General features: G+C 69.3%; 9 protein-coding genes. 3 read left to right on the top strand and 6 right to left on the bottom strand.

Going from position 1 to position 16319, the window contains the following annotated elements; translation table 11 throughout:
• Window positions 1-51 precede the first annotated feature (51 nt).
• Window positions 52-1119, top strand: coding sequence for a hypothetical protein (locus LZ199_RS16520; protein WP_253994660.1), 1068 nt, complete (start codon window positions 52-54; stop codon window positions 1117-1119).
• Between the two features lie 7 nt (window positions 1120-1126).
• On the opposite strand, the gene LZ199_RS16515 is transcribed toward LZ199_RS16520, so the two are convergent.
• From LZ199_RS16515 to LZ199_RS16505, 3 genes are all read right to left on the bottom strand, one after another.
• Window positions 1127-2200 carry a hypothetical protein gene (locus LZ199_RS16515; RefSeq protein ID WP_253994659.1) on the bottom strand — a complete coding sequence of 358 codons (1074 nt, stop codon included), beginning with the start codon at window positions 2198-2200 and terminating at the stop codon, window positions 1127-1129.
• 80 nt (window positions 2201-2280) lie between these two features.
• A complete protein-coding gene (locus LZ199_RS16510) occupies window positions 2281-3387 on the bottom strand; it encodes an esterase/lipase family protein (protein WP_253994658.1) in 1107 nt (368 codons plus the stop codon).
• 368 nt (window positions 3388-3755) lie between these two features.
• A complete protein-coding gene (locus LZ199_RS16505) occupies window positions 3756-6170 on the bottom strand; it encodes a glycogen/starch/alpha-glucan phosphorylase (RefSeq protein ID WP_253994657.1) in 2415 nt (804 codons plus the stop codon).
• Here LZ199_RS16505 and LZ199_RS46120 point away from each other — a divergent pair.
• Both LZ199_RS46120 and LZ199_RS16500 read left to right on the top strand, forming a co-directional pair.
• Entirely contained in the window at window positions 6169-6294 is a 126-nt protein-coding gene (locus LZ199_RS46120; protein ID WP_256569163.1) for a hypothetical protein, read from the top strand. The genes LZ199_RS16505 and LZ199_RS46120 overlap by 2 nt on opposite strands.
• Before the next feature lie 221 nt (window positions 6295-6515).
• Window positions 6516-7106, top strand: coding sequence for a TIGR02265 family protein (locus LZ199_RS16500; protein ID WP_253994656.1), 591 nt, complete (start codon window positions 6516-6518; stop codon window positions 7104-7106).
• Between the two features lie 31 nt (window positions 7107-7137).
• On the opposite strand, the gene LZ199_RS16495 is transcribed toward LZ199_RS16500, so the two are convergent.
• From LZ199_RS16495 to LZ199_RS16485, 3 genes are all read right to left on the bottom strand, one after another.
• Window positions 7138-8319 (bottom strand): M23 family metallopeptidase, encoded by a 1182-nt coding sequence (locus tag LZ199_RS16495; RefSeq protein ID WP_253994655.1) that lies wholly within the window; start codon window positions 8317-8319, stop codon window positions 7138-7140.
• Between the two features lie 96 nt (window positions 8320-8415).
• Window positions 8416-12261: a M36 family metallopeptidase gene (locus LZ199_RS16490; RefSeq protein ID WP_253994654.1), complete on the bottom strand. Its 3846-nt coding sequence runs from the start codon at window positions 12259-12261 to the stop codon at window positions 8416-8418.
• A gap of 185 nt (window positions 12262-12446) precedes the next feature.
• Complete coding sequence (locus LZ199_RS16485) at window positions 12447-16157, bottom strand: choice-of-anchor A family protein (protein WP_253994653.1); 3711 nt, start codon at window positions 16155-16157, stop codon at window positions 12447-12449.
• Window positions 16158-16319 lie beyond the last annotated feature (162 nt).

Genomic DNA, 16319 nt, shown 5'->3' with positions numbered 1-16319 from the left:
GAGTGTGTGTGGATGAGGTAGCCTCCCGGTGACTTGAGAGGAGAGCGACCCATGCGTGAGTCCGATTTCGAGAAGGGCCCCGGGACGGCCTTGGCGCTGGTCCTGGTGGCGCTGTTCATTCCGGGGCCTCGCGCGGAGGCCTATCCCATTCCTCCAGAGACGCTCTGGTCCCTGACCCAGCAAGCCGAGTGGGTGGTGTGGGCGGACGTCCATGAGGTGCTGTCGTTGCCGGCGAATGAGAGAGCGCTCGCGCAAAAGGAGGACCGGGCGTCTGGCGACTTCGCGCGCCTGGTCGTCCGTGAGGTGTGGAAGGGGAATGCCCGTCAGGGCGAACTCCTGGAAGTGCACTGGCGCCCGATGATTTGTCCGGCGCCCCCTCGCTACGAGAAAGGGCTGGCGGTGGTGGCCTTCCTGAAGCGCAGGGCTGGGAAGTGGCGCACCGTGGCGATGTCGTATGGGACGCGCTACCCGGCGAGCAATGACGACGCGGACGCCTATCGGCGCGCGGTGACGCTCGCGAGGGATGCGCAGGAGCGCGGCGTGGACGGGAGCGGGGACCTGGATGCGGCGCGAGTGGACTGGCATGTGCGCGTGTCCGACCATCCCATGACGCGCTGGGATGGCTTGTACGGGCTGGTGCCCGATGGGGACTCGGCCCGCTCGTTCTACGACGGGCGCGACAGGACTCCCCTGGCGTTGACGGGCGCGCAGCTGGAGCTGCTGGCGCGGGGGTTCGTCGAGCGCCCTCCGCTGGACCGTGCGCTCCCCATGATGCTCATGGCCCTGCGAGGCCATGTGGACGCGAACGTGGACTTGATGGCCGCACGAGCCATCGAGACAGTGCTCACCCTGGACGGCCTCCCTGACTGGCTCCCCCACGCCTTCGAGCTGCTCCGGGAGCGCCAGGGTGATGAAAAGCTCGCGCCGCGAAAAGCGCTCACCCAGGACGAGCGCATGGAGCGGGTGTCGCTCGATGCGCGCCCGGGCTCCAGCACGGCCCGCAAGAGCTTCACCCGGGACTGGACGCGCTTCAAGAAGCGCCATCAGCTGACTCCGGCGCTGCTGCCGCTGCCGGTGGAGCCTCCCGTCCCTGGAACGGGAGGAGACTCACCGCTCTGAGGCACCGTCAGTTGCGCCCCCACTGCCGGGGGCGGGAGAAGCGCAGGAAGCCACTGGCCTCCTCCTGGCCAATCGTCTCCGCCTCCCCACCGAAGTAGCGCGCGCGAAGCTCCACCAGCTTCGCCTCCAACGCGTCCCCGGACAGCTCCTTCGCCAGCGTCTCCCGCTCCGCCATGTACTTCGCGCCCGCGTCCCAGCGCGCGTCCCGGGTCTGGTCCAGCGCGTCCCAGCGCTGGAGCGCCTCGGCGTCCAGGCCCATCTCCTTGCGGACCGCGCGCAGGCTCTGGTTGCGCTCGGCGGGTGTCATCCCGCCCAGGTCCGTCTGCACCGAGGGCAGGTCCAGGAAGCGGTTCATCAGCTCCTGCTGGTGGCGCTCCACGTAGGCCGCCGCCTGCTCGCCGTGCACCTCCTGGAGGCGCTCCTTGTACGTGGACAGCTTCTTCTCCAGGCTCACGCCCTCCTGCGCGCCGAGCGTCCGCAGCGTGTCCGCGATGGCCTGGTTCTTCCGCTCCGACACCCAGATGCGCTCGGCGTTCTCCTTGCCGAAGAGGCGGTGGCGCGCGTCCCAGGTCGCGGACCGGCGCTGCTCGGCGCTCAGCCCTCGCAGGTACGAGTCGCTGTCCTTGACCCACTTCTCGTAGTCCACGCGGTTGCGCAACATCGCCGCCAGCGCGTCGTAATGCTCCGGGAAGTTCGCCTTGAGGAAGGCCAGGAGCTCCTGCTCCCACCGGTCCGGGAAGCGCTCCTGGAAGAAGCGCATCAGCTCCTCCACCATCCGTATCTGGAGATACGGCTCGTGGAGCTTCGCCCCGTACTTCTCGCGCAGCGACGTCGCGAACGCCTCCAGCTCCTCGTCCCCGGCACCTCGCACCGGAGCAGGGGCGGGCATCACCGGGGGCGGAGTGGCGGCCGAGGGACTGGCCGCGACAGGCGTTGTCGGTGGGGCTTGTCCGGGAGTCGACGTCGTCGCGGGTGTCGCGGCCGGGACAGCCGCCCCGGTGGGCCTGACGAGTCCCCAGCCCAGCACTCCACACGTCACGGCCACCGCGCCCACCAGCAAGACCTTCGTGCGCTGTCGCATGAATCCACTCCCTGGGGCACGGTGAAGAACGCCGGGAGGCCAGGTGACGGCCCTCCCGGCGATGGACGACTCAGCGCGGGTCAGTCGACCTTCGCGATGTAGTCGATGATGGCCGCGTAGAACTCCATCTCGCTGAACGTGTCGGGCCCCAGGCCGATGACGTCCAGGTGGTCCTGGTTGATGACGCTGGACATGGACGTGGACTGCAACGAGCTGGGCGCGTTGATGTTGGACACGTAACCCAGCGCGGAGTCCTGGGCGATGAGGTCCGAGCCCAGGCGTTCCGTGTAGCGCAGTCGGTAGCCCATCTGCTGCGAGTTGACGCCCACCAGGCCGTCGTCGTCCTGCTCGGCCTTGTTGCCGTCACCCTTGCCGCCGGCGCCGTCGTTGTCGCAGTCATCCGCGCAGAAGCCGTCCCCGTCGATATCGAACAGGAACTGACGCACCACGAACAACGCGGGGTTCACGCTCAGGCCCTGCTGCGCGGTGATGAGCGACGCGTAGTGGGACGCGTAGGACGCGTTGATGGGATTGGCGACGTTGAAGGCCTTGGCGCCCGTCGTCTTCCCGTCGTTCGCGTCCGCGTCGTTGTAGATGAGCGCCTTCACCGCCGCGTAGCCGTCATTGCCCGGGGCGTAGACGACGTCGCCGTAGAAGCGGAAGAGCGCGTCCAGCACGCTGGTGATGCCGGGCCCCAGGTCCAGGATGTACTTGGCCACCGGCGAGCCGCGGTGAGGCGAGGACACGCTCACCATCGCCTTCACCACCGTGTAGCCCTTGCGCTCGCGCAGCACGCGCGCGGCCTTGCGCACGTCGAGCCCACCCTGCGAGTGGCCCACGAGATTCACGTAGGACGAGCCCGCGGAGGCCATGAAGCCCTCCACGTCATTGGCCAGGTCCAGGCCGCGCACGTCGGAGTTCTGCACCGGCTGCACCGCCGCCGCGAAGGCGCGCTGCCCGCTGTTCAGGCCGTCGTTGCACGACACCTCGAACAGCTCGTTGCACGGGTCGCCCACGAACGTCCCGTAGTCATCCCCCCAGTAGTCGTACCCGAGGATGTCGTCGAAGCCGCCCAACCCATGGGCGAACACGACGGGGTAGGTGGTCTTCTCCGCGGCGGTGGCCGGGCCTGCGACACCCAGGACACCGAGCGTCAGGACTGCAAGGAACAGCGGCTGTTGCTTCATTGGGGGACTCCTGTCTTTGGGAGGAACGCCTGCTGCGACCGATGCACGTCGGAACAGAACCTCGGGAGCCGGCCTCACGCGGAGGCACCCCTGCGACTCAGCCCATCCCCACGACCGAGCGAATCCCGAAGAACGAGAGATCAGTGCCCCAGGATTGATTCCAGAGTCAATACATCGCGCCGCGTCAGCCCCACGGGACGAGCCGTCTGTCGGGTGGCGCACTGCGTCGTCTGTGATTGCGCGGTGCGTCGTCTTGCTGCGTCAGTCGTTGCGTGCCGCGTCGCCCTCCGAGGACACGCCTTGCGCGCGTCCCTCAGGGTGGGGCGCCCCCCGTCGCCGGAGCGGTCAACGGGGGGCGGTGCGGGGCCTTACGGCTCCACGGGCGTCTGCTGGATGCGCCAGATCTCCTCGGCGTACTGCTTGATGGTGCGGTCCGAGGAGAAGATGCCGGCGCGCGCCACGTTGATGATGCACTTGCGCGTCCAGTTCTCGGTGTCCTGGTAGGCGCGCACGACTTCGTCCTGCTTCGCCGCGTACGCCGCGAAGTCCGCCAGCACCAGGTAGCGGTCCTCGTCCAGCAGGCTGTCCACCAGCGGCTTGTAGAGGGCGCGGTCCTCCGGGGAGAAGAAGCCGGTGGAGATGAGGTCCAGCGCCTCGCGCAGCTCCAGGTTCTTCTCGTACTCGTCACGCGGCCGGTAGCCGGCGCGCTTCCTGGCAATCACCTCGTCGGCGGTGAGGCCGAAGAGGAAGAAGTTCTCATCGCCCACCGCCTCGCGAATCTCCACGTTGGCGCCGTCCAGCGTGCCCAGCGTCAGCGCGCCGTTGAGCATCAGCTTCATGTTGCCCGTGCCGGAGGCCTCCATGCCCGCCGTCGAAATCTGCTCGGACACGTCCGCCGCCGGGATGATGCGCTCGGCCAGGCTCACCCGGTAGTTGGGGGCGAACACCACTTGCAGCCCCGTCGTGCCCGCGTCGCTGTTGACGACCTCGGCGATGCCGTTGATGAGCCGGATGGTCAGCTTGGCCAGGTGGTAGCCCGGCGCCGCCTTGGCGCCGAAGAGGAACGCGCGCGGGTGGATGATGGTGCTCGGGTCCCTGCGCGCCCGCATCCACAGCGCGACGATGTGCACCGCGTCCAGGAGCTGGCGCTTGTACTCGTGCAGGCGCTTTATCTGCACGTCGAAGATGGCGTCCGGGTTGAGCCGCACCGAGCGGAGGTCCCGGATGTGGTTGGACAAGTCTTCCTTGTTGGCGCGCTTCACGTCGCGGAACGCCTTGCGGAACGCGGGGTCCTCCGCGTGCGGCTCCAACTCGCGCAGCTTGTCCAGGTGGGTGGCCCAGCCCTCGCCGATGCGGGACGTAATCAGCTGGGACAGCCGCGGGTTGCACCACGCCAGCCACCGGCGCGGCGTCACGCCGTTCGTCTTGTTGTTGAAGCGCTCCGGATACATGGCCGCGAAGTCCGGCAGCACGTCCCGGCGCAAGAGGTCCGTGTGCAGCGCGGCCACGCCGTTGATGCTGTGGCTGCCCACCACCGCCAGGTGGGCCATGCGAATCTTCTTCTCCGGCCCCTCCTCCACCAGGCTCATCCGCTTCAGCTTCTCCTGGTCATAGGGGTAGCGAATCTGCACCTGGCGCAGGAAGCGCTGGTTGATTTCGTAGATGAGCTCCAGGTGCCGGGGCAGCAGGCGCTCGAACAGCGTCGCCGGCCACTTCTCCATCGCCTCCGCCAGGAGCGTGTGGTTGGTGTAGCCGAACACCGCCTGCGTAATCGACCAGGCCTCCTCCCAGCCCAGCCGCTTCTCGTCCACCAGCACGCGCATCAGCTCCGCCACGCCGATGGCCGGGTGCGTGTCGTTGAGCTGGATGGCCGCCTTCTTGGGGAAGTCCCTGAAGTCCGTGTGGTTCTTCAGGTAGCGCCGGACGATGTCGGCGATGGAGCACGCGACGAAGAAGTACTGCTGCTTGAGGCGCAGCTCCTTGCCCGCCTGGAACGCGTCGTTCGGATAGAGGACCTTGGAGATGACCTCCGAGTCGTTCTTCTCCACGACGGAGCGTTCGTAGTCGCCCGCGTTGAACAGCAGCAGGTCGAACTCCTCGGACGCGCGCGCCTGCCACAGCCGCAGGGTGTTGACGGTGTCGTTGTGGTAGCCGGCAATCGGTGTGTCGTAGGGGACGCCGACCACCGTCTTGCCGCCCACCCAGCGCGCCACGGGCTTGCCGTCCGGGCCCTGGTGGTGCTCCACGCGCCCGAAGAAGCGCACCGGCACCGCCTTCTCCGGCCGGACGATTTCCCACGGGTTGCCGAACTTGAGCCACTCGTCGGCGCGCTCCACCTGGTAGCCGTCGACGATGTCCTGCGTGAAGATGCCGAACTCGTAGCGGATGCCGTACCCCATGCCGGGGTAGCCGAGCGTCGCCAGCGAGTCCAGGAAGCACGCCGCCAGGCGCCCCAGGCCGCCGTTGCCCAGGCCCGCGTCAGGCTCCATCTCCAGCAGGTTGGTGAGGTCCACCCCCACCTCGCGCATGGCCTCGGACGCGGCGTCGTGCATGCCCAGGCTCAGCAGGTTGTTTCCCAGCGCCCTCCCCAGCAGGTACTCGGCGGACAGGTAGTAGGCGCGCTTGACGTCCTTCTCGTAGTACGTGCGCGCGGTGCGGACCCAGCGGTCCGCCAGCCTGTCGCGCACCGCGAGCGACAGCGCCATGAAGCGGTCATGCGCGGTGGAGGTCTCGTAGTTCTTCCCGCGCGAGTAGCGCACGTGGTCCAGGAAGGAGCGACGCATGGACGTCGCGTCGCGCCCGGTGCTGCGGCCGCCATCGTCAGTGGCACTCGACGCTGCGGGACGGGGCTGCGGGGAAGAAGAGGCGGGAGAGGCCATGTCGCGAGAGGTCTCCATCCGGGTGTGACTTCGGGTGGGAAGAAGGGTGATGCGGGCTGTCAGGGTATCGCAGCCCTGGCGGACCTCGCATGGGAAAGCGCGGAGCCAGGAAGGAGGAGGATGCTCCCTGGGAAGGACCTGGGACGTCCAGGAGGGATGCGCGACGTGTGTCCGTCCGCCTGCTTTCCCACAGCGCTGGCGTGGAACGCCCGCCCGTGGCCGGCCGGTTTGATGTAGAAATCAACGCTCATGGCCTTCCCGAAGAATGACTTGGACCAGCGGCTCGCGCTGGTGCGGCCCGAAGACACGGTCCGCGGCCTCATCTTCAACGCGGTGCTGACGCTCGCGGAGAAGCAACTGGGGCCGGACACCGCCGCCCGGCTGCGGGAGCCGCTCTTCAAGCGCTCACCGGTGGACTTCTTCTCGTACTCCGCCGTGGACGCCATCCGGTTGCTGTACGCCACGTCGGAGGCGCTGGAGAAGGCGGGGCGTTTCAGCACCCAGGAGGACGCGGTGCGTGCGTGTGGCGCCGCCGCGGTGACGGGCTTCTTCTCCTCCACCGTGGGCCAGACGCTGACGCGGTTGATTGGCAAGGGCGACCCCAAGCGCCTCTTGTCCAACGCGCCCACCGCCTACTCCACGCTGGTGAGCTACGGGCGCCGGGACTACACCGTGGTGTCGGAGCGCCACGTGCGCCTGTCCTTCCACGGCGACATGCAGCCGGTGCAGTTCCACGAGGGCGTGCTCCAGGAGGCCTTGAAGGCCATCCAGTGCAAGGGCTCCGTGGTGGGCACGCCGCACGGCTACTTCGCGGCGGACTACGACATCGTCTGGGAGTAGTCCGCCGGGCCTGCGCTGCCTCGCGGCGACCTCAGGGCGCCGCGGGCGCCTGTCCGGCGACGGCGGCCACGGAGACGACCTCCATCTGTCCGGCCAGCTCCTGCGCCTTGGCGAGGAAGTCCGGCAGGAGCGTCTTGGGCAGCGGGTCCGCGCGGGGGAACTGCTGGTTGAGCGGGTTGGTGTACCCGCCGCCGCGCTTCATGCCGAAGTGCAGGTGCGGCCCGGTGGAGCGGCCGGTGTTGCCCGAGTAGGCGATGACCTGCTTCTGGCTGACCCGGGCGCCCACGCGCACGCCGTCCCCCAGCTTCGACAGGTGCATGTACTGCGTCTCGAAGCCGTTGGCGTGGCGCAGCACCACCATGTTGCCGGCCGCGCCGGCCCAGCCCGCCTGCGTCACGGTGCCGTCCGCCACGGCCCACACGGGCGTGCCGATGGGCGTGCCGTAGTCCACGCCGTTGTGGTTCTTCAGGTACTGGAGCACCGGGTGGAAGCGCGAGCCGAACTTGCTGGTGACGTGCGCGTACTTCAGCGGGCTCTTGAGGAAGGTCTTCTTCGCGCTGGCGCCGTCCGCCTGGAAGTAGTTGGGCTGCCCGTCCGGCAGCACGTAGCGGTAGACCTTCTTGGGGCCCACGAGGCCGCCCTGGTACTGGGCGGCGAGCACCTCGCCGTAGCGCAGCACGCGGCCCTTGGAGACGAACTTCTCCACCAGCGCGCGCGCGGTGTCGCCCTTGCGCACGTCCCGGTAGAAGTCGATGTCCCAGGCGAACACGTCCGCCAGCACCATGCCGATGGCCGGGTCCTCGCCCGCGTCCACCGCCGCCTCGTAGAGCGACGTCTGGATTTCGAGCGAGACGACGGACACCTGCTTCTCCACTTCAATGGAGCGCTTGCTGCCCACGTACTTCTCGCCGTCGCGGCGCACCTGCCACTCGTCGACCAGGCTCTGGCGGTAGTCGAAGAAGTCCAGCTCGCCGTCGCGCAGGACGATGCGGAACTGGTCGCCCACGCGGGACTTGCGGAAGTCGAACACGCCTTCCAGCGCGGAGATGACGGCTGTCACCTGGGCGTCGGGTAACTGGGCCTCATGCAGCGCGCCCGCCAATGTCTGGCGCGGTTCAATCCGGCGGTTCTTGATGTCGTACCTGACGGCGGCCTCGGAAGCGGAGGACACGGTCAGCAGGGCGGCCAGGGCGAGGAGGGGGGCAAGTCGCATGGGGCGGGGAGCGAGTGTAGTGGACACCCGTGCCCCTGCCCAACTGGCGGCTCTGGTTTTTCCCGGGCCTGCCTGCCCGGCTGCTTCGCCCCGTTGTCAGCTCCGGCGTCGGCGCCGGGCCGTGAGCAGCAGCGCGCCGAGCAGACCCAGGGGCCACGCGAGGCCCGCGCCGCCGACGCTGGTGCAGCCGGTGTGCTCACCCGGGCGCTTGGGCGGCTCGATGGGACCCGCGTCGGGCGTGGGGCCGGCGTCCGGTTCGCCCGCGTCGGGCCCGGAGGTCTGGGGCCGCGCGGTGACGCGCACGAGGTCCGTGGCGGTGAGGCCGGCGACCTGCACGGTCAACTCGAACTCCAGCACGGTGTCCTGGCTCACGCCGGGCGCCGTGAAGCTCGGGGTGGCGGTGTTCGCGTCGCGCAGCTCCACGGGAGGGCCCGACACCTGCGTCCAGAGGAACGTGAGCGGCGCGGCGCCGGGGTCCGTGCTTCGCGAGCCGTCGAGCGTCGTCGTGTCGCCCGCGAGCACGCTCTGGTCCTCACCGGCCTGCGCCAGCGGGACGCAGGGACTGGTGGAGTCCGCGACGCGCTCCAGGAAGGGCGGGCTGGCCGTCCCCTGCGCGGTGATGTCGTCCACCTCCCACCCATGCGCGCGGAAGACCACGGAGGAGCCCAGGCGGAAGCGCAGCTTCACCGTCTTCCCGCTCAGGCTCGTGCCGAAATCCAACGTGACGCTCTCGGGCTGGGGCCAGCGCGGGTTCCTCGCCGCGTACGCGCGGCGTCCCCCCAGGGGGTTTCCCGTCTGGGTGTCGAGCGGCCCCGCGTACCCCGGGGAGGCCAGGGGGAGGATGTCGTGCCACGCGTCCGGGGCCTCGCCCTCCACGTGGTACTCGATGACGCCGCCGTTCCAGTAGTCGATGACGCCCGTCCTCGCGTCCTCCGAGTAGTCGAACCAGTGTCGATGCGTGAAGGCCAGGACGAAGGGCGAGCCCGAGGGGATGACCAGCGCGGGGGTCTCCAGCACCGTGTCCGCGAAGTCGTAACCGTCCGCCGCGAACCAGAGCTTCTCTCCGGACGTGAGCGGGGACGCGGTGACGCGCCAGGCCTGCGTGGCGTCGCCGCCCAGCACCTCCGTGCGCCACGTCGTCCGCAGCCCCTCGACCTTGTCCGTCGTGGAGGGACTCAGGTCGTAGTGGAGGGGAATGGAGTGCGCCTGCTCGACGCGCCGCTGGCACGCGTCGCCGCTCTCCAGCACGACGCGATAGCGCAGCGTCTGGAAGGAGGTCAGCGTCGCGGCGAGCGCGATGGGGACTTGGACCTCGCCCGAGCCGAAGGGCGCGACCTCCGCCACGGAGAACGTGGTTCCTCCGGGGAACGACAGCGGCGCGTCGTCGCTGAAGACCCGCACCGTCGCCCCCTTCGCGGCGAAGGGGCCGTGATTGCGGACCGCGATTTTGAGCAGGCCCGTCTCCGAGGCGTCGAGCACGCCATCCCCGTCGCACGAGCGCTCCGCCGCGGTGTGCCCCGCTTCCGTCACCCGCACGGACTCCAGTCGCACGTCCGCGTGGGCCGTCAGGTCCTCGACGATGCCGCTGAAGTCGCGGGAGTCTCTCGCCGGGGACACGGCGCAGGTGCCCGCGCCCCGGCGCGCGAAGGCCCGGGCCAGCACCTGCATGTCCAGTGTGTCCCGCGTCGCGGCCGCCAGGAGCAGGGCGTCGCGCTGTTCGGTGAGGGTGGCGTTGCCCGGCGTCAGCATCATGCCGGCGACGGCGTAGTCCGCCATGCGGCGCCGGGCCTCGGCGAACGTGGCGATGCGAGGCGTCCCCTGGCGAGTCTCGTCGAGCAGGGCCTGGTAGGCCTCGAAGAGCATGGAGGCCCAGACCTCGCCCGCGTTGTGTATCTGCGAGTTCTCCAGGCCGTTGTCTCGCAGGAAGTCCTGCGCGGGCAGGCCCGCCGCGTTGGAGAGGTGGCGGAGCTGGAAGGCGTTCCTGGCGAAGTCACGCGAGTAGGGGGTGCGGCGCACGCCGAAGTAGGCGCTCTGGCCGGAGAGCTGCGCGGCATGCCCGCCAATCGCATACGTCCCGGAGGCGTTGTCTTCCTCGCGGACCATCAGGTGCAGGGCCAGGAAGTCGCTCCAGCCCTCGCCCAGGGCCCGGCACTGGGGCGTCGAGCAGGGGGTGATGAGGCGCTGGGAGAGGATGTGGCCCCACTCGTGGGCGACGATGGTGTTGTCGAGGGAGCTGTCGCGCTCGGGATGGGGAACCCGCAGCATGGTGCCCGTCACCGAGCCCCGCGTGAGCAAATCCTTGAGGGCCTGGCCGGCTTCGTAGGAGACGGAGAGGACGGGCAGGCCAGTGGTGAGCGTGGCATCCACGTCCGTCATCTCCGGCGGCGGGTCCCCGGGGACGTTGTTGATGACGATGAGCCCCGCGGCCTGGGCGGCCTCGGCGTTGACCGCCTTGAGCTCGTAGATGCAGCTGCCCCGGTCCGCCAGGACGATGGCGCCGGTGACGTCGTTCTGGAGCGGCTCGCACGCGTCGCTCGCCGTCCCCGTGCCGTCGCTGGCGACGATGAGTGGCCTGTCGGCCTCGTCGATTCGCTGCGCGCCGAACTCGGCCTTGCCCGTCTCATACCGCGTGCCCGACGCGGTGAACGCGCGCTCCTCCGCCGTCTGCCACAGCGAGAACTCCAGCCGGGGAGACATGCCGTCTCGCGGCACGTAGGCCAGCGCCAGGTTGCGCGCCTGCGGGTCGGGCCCCCGGTTCTGGGCCTCGGCGAGCACGGGGTCTCCGCCCAGTCCACCGGGGCCTCGATTGACGTCCTGCGCGTTGCCCGCGGCCTCGGTGAAGCCCGAGTCGTAGAAGTAATCGTGCAGCCAGTTGGTGGTGTAGAACAGTTGCACCACGGAGGCGGACACCTGCTCCACGCTGCTCATGGGGCCCGCGCCGGAGTCGTAGACATGCGGAAAGTCCCGCGTGCCGGCCGTCACCTGGGCGCGCCGGTCCTGGCCGTCGGTATACCCATCCGGGTCGAAGTGGTCCGCATAGGCCCGCACGTTGTTGCCCCACGTCGCCTCCGCTCCCGAGGGCAGCCACGGGTCGACCCGGCCAGTGCCGGGGTGCGTCCGTCCCTCCACGGTCACCCTGCGGGAGGTCGCGAAGCCGGGCTCGGGGTCCTCGGGCCGTCCCGTGGGATGCGGCGAGAAGTCCACCTGGGGGTTGTCCGCGGGCGTGCCGTCCGCGTGGGCCCAGACCCGATACGAATAGGCATCGCTCGCGACCCGGTCCTCGCGCAGCAGCACCTCTCCACTGCCCGCGTGCAGGACATGGACCTGCCCGTGGGGGCGCTCGTCTCCCGCGCGCACGGAGAGGTGGTCCACGGCGTAGGCGGGGACCAGCCGGCCCCCCACGGGGAAATACAGTCGCGTGACGCGCGCGGGAGTCACCAACCGGAGGCCCGCGCGTTGGATGGCGCCGCCCGGAGCCAGGTCGAAGCGGGACGCGTCCTCCTCATGAGAGAGGCCCAGGGCCTGGACCTCTCCCACCAGCGAGAGTCCATGGACATCGCCCAGGGCTCGCAGCACCGCCTCGGACGCGGGGAAGGTGAAGTCGGCCACGGCCTGCTGGGCCACGCCGCCCCGCAGGTTCCCGGTGAGCGCCACCAGCTCCAGGTCCCTGCCCAACAGCACCTTCAGCTCGGTGTTCGCCACCTCCAGCCCGCCCACGCGCTGCCGGAAGAAGACGATGATTCCACCCCGACCCGAATCATGGACCCGATGGACATACACCGACTCAAGGTCCGCGGCGCTCAACCCATACAGCGACGCCTGCTGCTCCAGGGAGGCGCGCGCCGCGGCCTGGGGCGTGTCTTGCGTGGGAGTCGTGTCACGCTTTCGCGCCCACACCAGGGTGGGCACTCCGCGCTCGGTGTCCCGCGACAGGACTGTCACGGCGTGAGGATTTTCCGTCGGCCCCCCGACCCGCGAGTCGGGAGGGCTGCCCATGGGGGGCTCCACCGCGCACCCTCCAACAAGGAGGGCCAGGGCCAGGACCACGGTGGACACACGGCACCTTGAACGCTCGGGCACTTGGCCCCCCATGGGTTTGCTTCAGTCCCACGAGGGGACCCCGGCCTTCAGCGACAGATGTCAGTATCCCGCAGATGGCTGATATGGCCAACCGCATTGCCTGTCAGTGAGCGCGCATAGATGCCGCCCACCCAACTGCCAGAGTTGAAGGTGACGTTGGCATTCGGTGCAAGGACTGTTCCGTAGAATCCATAGTCAAACGCGGTGAGCGTGGTGACGGTGGGGAAGTTGAAGAGCACGCCCGTCTCGTCGATGCCACCAGAGAAGACATGTCCGAAGTTGGAGAAGGTGGCGGACGTGCCCCGGACGTTGATGAGCGCCAGCGAGTTGGCGGGCGCCTCGATGGAGAGCAGCGAGGCGCTCGCGAAGGCAGCTGACTCGACGTGGAAGACATTCACCTTGGGGTCGGTGCCACGCAGGAGGATGCCGCCCCAGCCCTCGATGGACACGGTGCCTCGGGCGGGGAGGGCGGCCAAGTCCGTGGAGAGCTTGCGCAGCGAGGTCCCCACGGTGGCGAAGTCGATGGGCGTTCCCCGGCTCGCCACGCCCCGGAGGATGGAGAGCGTGCCTCCGGGGATGAGCTGTCCTCCGTACCGGGCATCACCCCAGACGGTGCCGTTGTTCAGGTTCAGGTTCTGGCCCGCCACCAGGATGTTGTCGGTGTCCGAGTTCGGCAGCTGCCAGCCGACCCGGAAGTCCTTGAGGAAGACGCTGCCGCCCGCGGCGACGCGCCCCGCGACGTCCAGGCCCTGGCGGTAGTCCTCCAGGACGAAGAGGTTGTGGTCGTTGAGGCGCACCTGGATGCAGTGCTCCACGGGCGCCGCGACGACGGTGACGGAGATGCTCGTGCTCCGGTCTCCGTTGCGAATCACGAGGGTCGCGATGCCCAACCCCCGGGCGGTGATGATGCCCTCGCTCGTCACCGTGGCGATGTTCTCGTTCGACGACGAGTACACCGTTCCCAGGGCGGCGGAGGTGACGTCGCGCTTGATTCCGTCGCTGAAGTGGCCCGTCACCACCAGGTGTCGTGTCGTGCCGACTCCATGCAGCACGCCGTCGTCGTTGAGGACGGAGAGCGAGTTGAGCTGCGCGGAGCTGACGACCGACAGCACCACCGGCGCCGAGGACCGCCGCCGCTTCGCTCCGTCGATGCCCGTGGCGACCAGCTGCACCGTGCCGATGGCATGCGGGGGCACCTGGAAGGCCGTGGTGAAAGGCGGCTCGGTGATGAAGACCGCCTTTCCGGCGCTCGTGACATAGGCGTGGGAGGGGGCGAAGCCGTCGGTGCCCTCGGCGACCACGGTGACGGTGCTCCCAGGGCTCACCAGGGTGCCGGGAGCGGGCGACACGATGCGCATGCCTCCGCCGGGGGCGAGCGCGGGCTCCTGCCAGTCCGCGGCCGGGAGGAGGGGGAGCTCCTCCTCGGCTTGCGCGAAGGCTTCTTGACCGGGGAGGAACGCCCCGCCACCGCCGCAGTTGGGCGTCGCGCTGGGCGCGGGGAGTGACGCGGCGAAGCTCGTCCCTCCCACGGGGCTGTTGAGCAGCTCCAGCATGCGGTTGTAGTAGCCGGCGTTGGCGGGCGTCTTGAAGTGCTCCAGGTCCGGGGCGCCCGCATCCATCTCGAACGCGGTGGTGGCGGCGACGGGCGCGCCGCCTCGCTGGTCCAGCTCCGAGGTGAACATGTCGTAGTCCTGCGTGCAGAACAGCCTGCTGGGCTGGACGTTCGGGGACGAGGGCCGCCCGATGTTGGCGCGCATGACGAGGTTCCAGGACGCCGGCGGGGTGAGCGCCGCCACGAGCGGGTGGTACTCCTCCATGTTGGTGTAGAGGACCTTGATGTTGTCGAAGAGCATCGCCCGCGCCTGGGTGCGGTCGATGTTCTTTCCATTGCGGCTCACCAGCACGTGCGTCGGGATGGCCGTCACCCCCACGCTGGTGAGCGTGGCGCTGTTGGGCTGCAGGTCATCGACGGCCGTCGGTCCTCCATCGGCTTCGAGCGTTATCTTGAAGTCCCGGCGCATCTCGTTGCTGAACTCGGTCCAGGCCTCGGGGTGGGCGGCCTTCATGTGGGTGCGCGTGTCGACGATGGCCTTGGCGATGCCCGTGCCCGCATGGGGCGTGTTCAGGAGGATGAGCCGGTTGATGTCACCTTTTCCGAAGTTGTCCGCGCGCTGGTAGTCGGTGCGGGCCGCGAACTTGCGGGCCATGATGCCGCCCATGCCGTGGGCGAGCGTGTCCACCTGCGTCACCGCGACGCCCTGGGTGCGCATCTCCAGCAGCGCCTCCCGGATGGCCTTGCCGACCACCTTGCTGTTCGTCTCCGAGTCGATGCTCTCCGAGCTCGTCGTCGAGTAGTCGGCGCACGTCACGTCGAAGAGGAGGTTGGAGGAGATGCCCGCGTGCCACTCCCAGTACTGGCAGTCGGACCAGATGTCGTGCACGGCCACGATGGGCGGACGCACGACGTTGAGCTCGTGCGTGTCCGTGAAGGCGGTGCCGCTCGTGGGAGTGAACGTGGTGGAGAGCGCGACGGTGCGCTTCTTGAGCAGGTCGTCGCCCGGCACGCCCGGGCGCTTGAAGTCCTCGGGGGCGGTGTAGAGCGCGAACGCGTAGTACTGGCCGGAGGAGGTCTGCTCGGCCGTGACGGTGACGGTGTTGGAGGGCGGCGTCACGGTGCCCACGGCGCTGACCCCTCCGTTGGCGGGGACGTGGGTGTCGCCCAGCTTGAAGACCAGGGTGCCGGGGCCCGGGAGCCTGGCGCGCAGCAGCATGACGCTGACGCCGTCCGCGGCGATGGCGACCGCGGTCGTGCCGAGCGTGGCGAGCCGGGCCGGGTTGGTCTCCACCGTCTTGAGCAGCGGGTCGATGAGGATGGGGTTCGGGTCGATCATCTCCAGGCTGGAGAAGGCCACGTTGTCGATGACCACCGTGGAGTCGAGGATGCCGTCGCCCAGGTCCCGAATCTCGAACACGAGCGTGACCTGGCCGCCCCCGGTGATGGCGACGTTGACGCTCCTGAAGTCGGTGATGCCCGCGTCCGGGAACAACTGGACGCCGTCCGGGTAGGTCGCCGGGAAGAAGTCGACGCCGGAGGGGTCGTCGGCGAGCAGCGAGTCGAAGTGGGTGTTCTCCGCGCGCGTCGTCGAGGCGTCGAAGAAGTGGGCGCTGTTGACGGAGGTCTGCTCCGCCAGCCGGGTGCCCTGCGCGTCCATCACGTGCGCGGTGAACTGGTCGTTGTATTCGCTGCCGATGAAGTCGGGCGACTCCGCGCTCAGGAAGCGGTAGTCGAAGGACAGGCGCGTCATGCCGGGGCGCACGTTGAACGTGAGCCGCAGGGTGACGACGTCTCCGTCGGTGCCCTCCGGGGCGAAGTCGGTGCCGGGCTCGGGCAGCCGGACGGCGTCATTGGCGTAGCCGGTGCTCAGGACCACCAGCGAGTTGCCCTTGCGGGGAGTGATGGCGCCGAAGGCGGGCAGGACCTGCGCCGCCTGGACGACGGGCGCGGTGAGCTGTCCGCTCACCAGCGTGCCCGAGGGAATGTCCAGGGCGGTGGCCAGCTCGGTGGCGGTGGCGAGCGTGGGCTGGCGGGAAGGCTGGACCACGTAGCGACTCGCGATGCGCTGTCGCTCCGCGACGAGGTCGGCCCGGAGTGCCTGGGCTTTCTGCTGGGGCGTTGGGGATTCGTGGAAGCTGGCGTCGCCACATGCCAGGGCCATCGCGAGGACCAGCGGGAGCAGGGGGACGTTGCGCGTCTGCATCAGGTTCACTCCGTTGCGTTGAGCGGATGAGGCGGGACGGGGCTGAATCAGGGGAGCGGTGACGGGCACGGCCACCCAGCGGGCTTCCACTGGATGGCCGGCGGTCGGGACGCGGGCCTGACGTCAGCCACGGGGCGCTCCAGGGCCTGCTGGAGCGTCCCG

It is taken from the genome of Myxococcus qinghaiensis (assembly GCF_024198215.1).
Classification (GTDB): domain Bacteria; phylum Myxococcota; class Myxococcia; order Myxococcales; family Myxococcaceae; genus Myxococcus; species Myxococcus qinghaiensis.
Note: the sequence above shows the minus strand (reverse complement) of the source record. Positions and strands in the feature narration are given on the sequence as shown.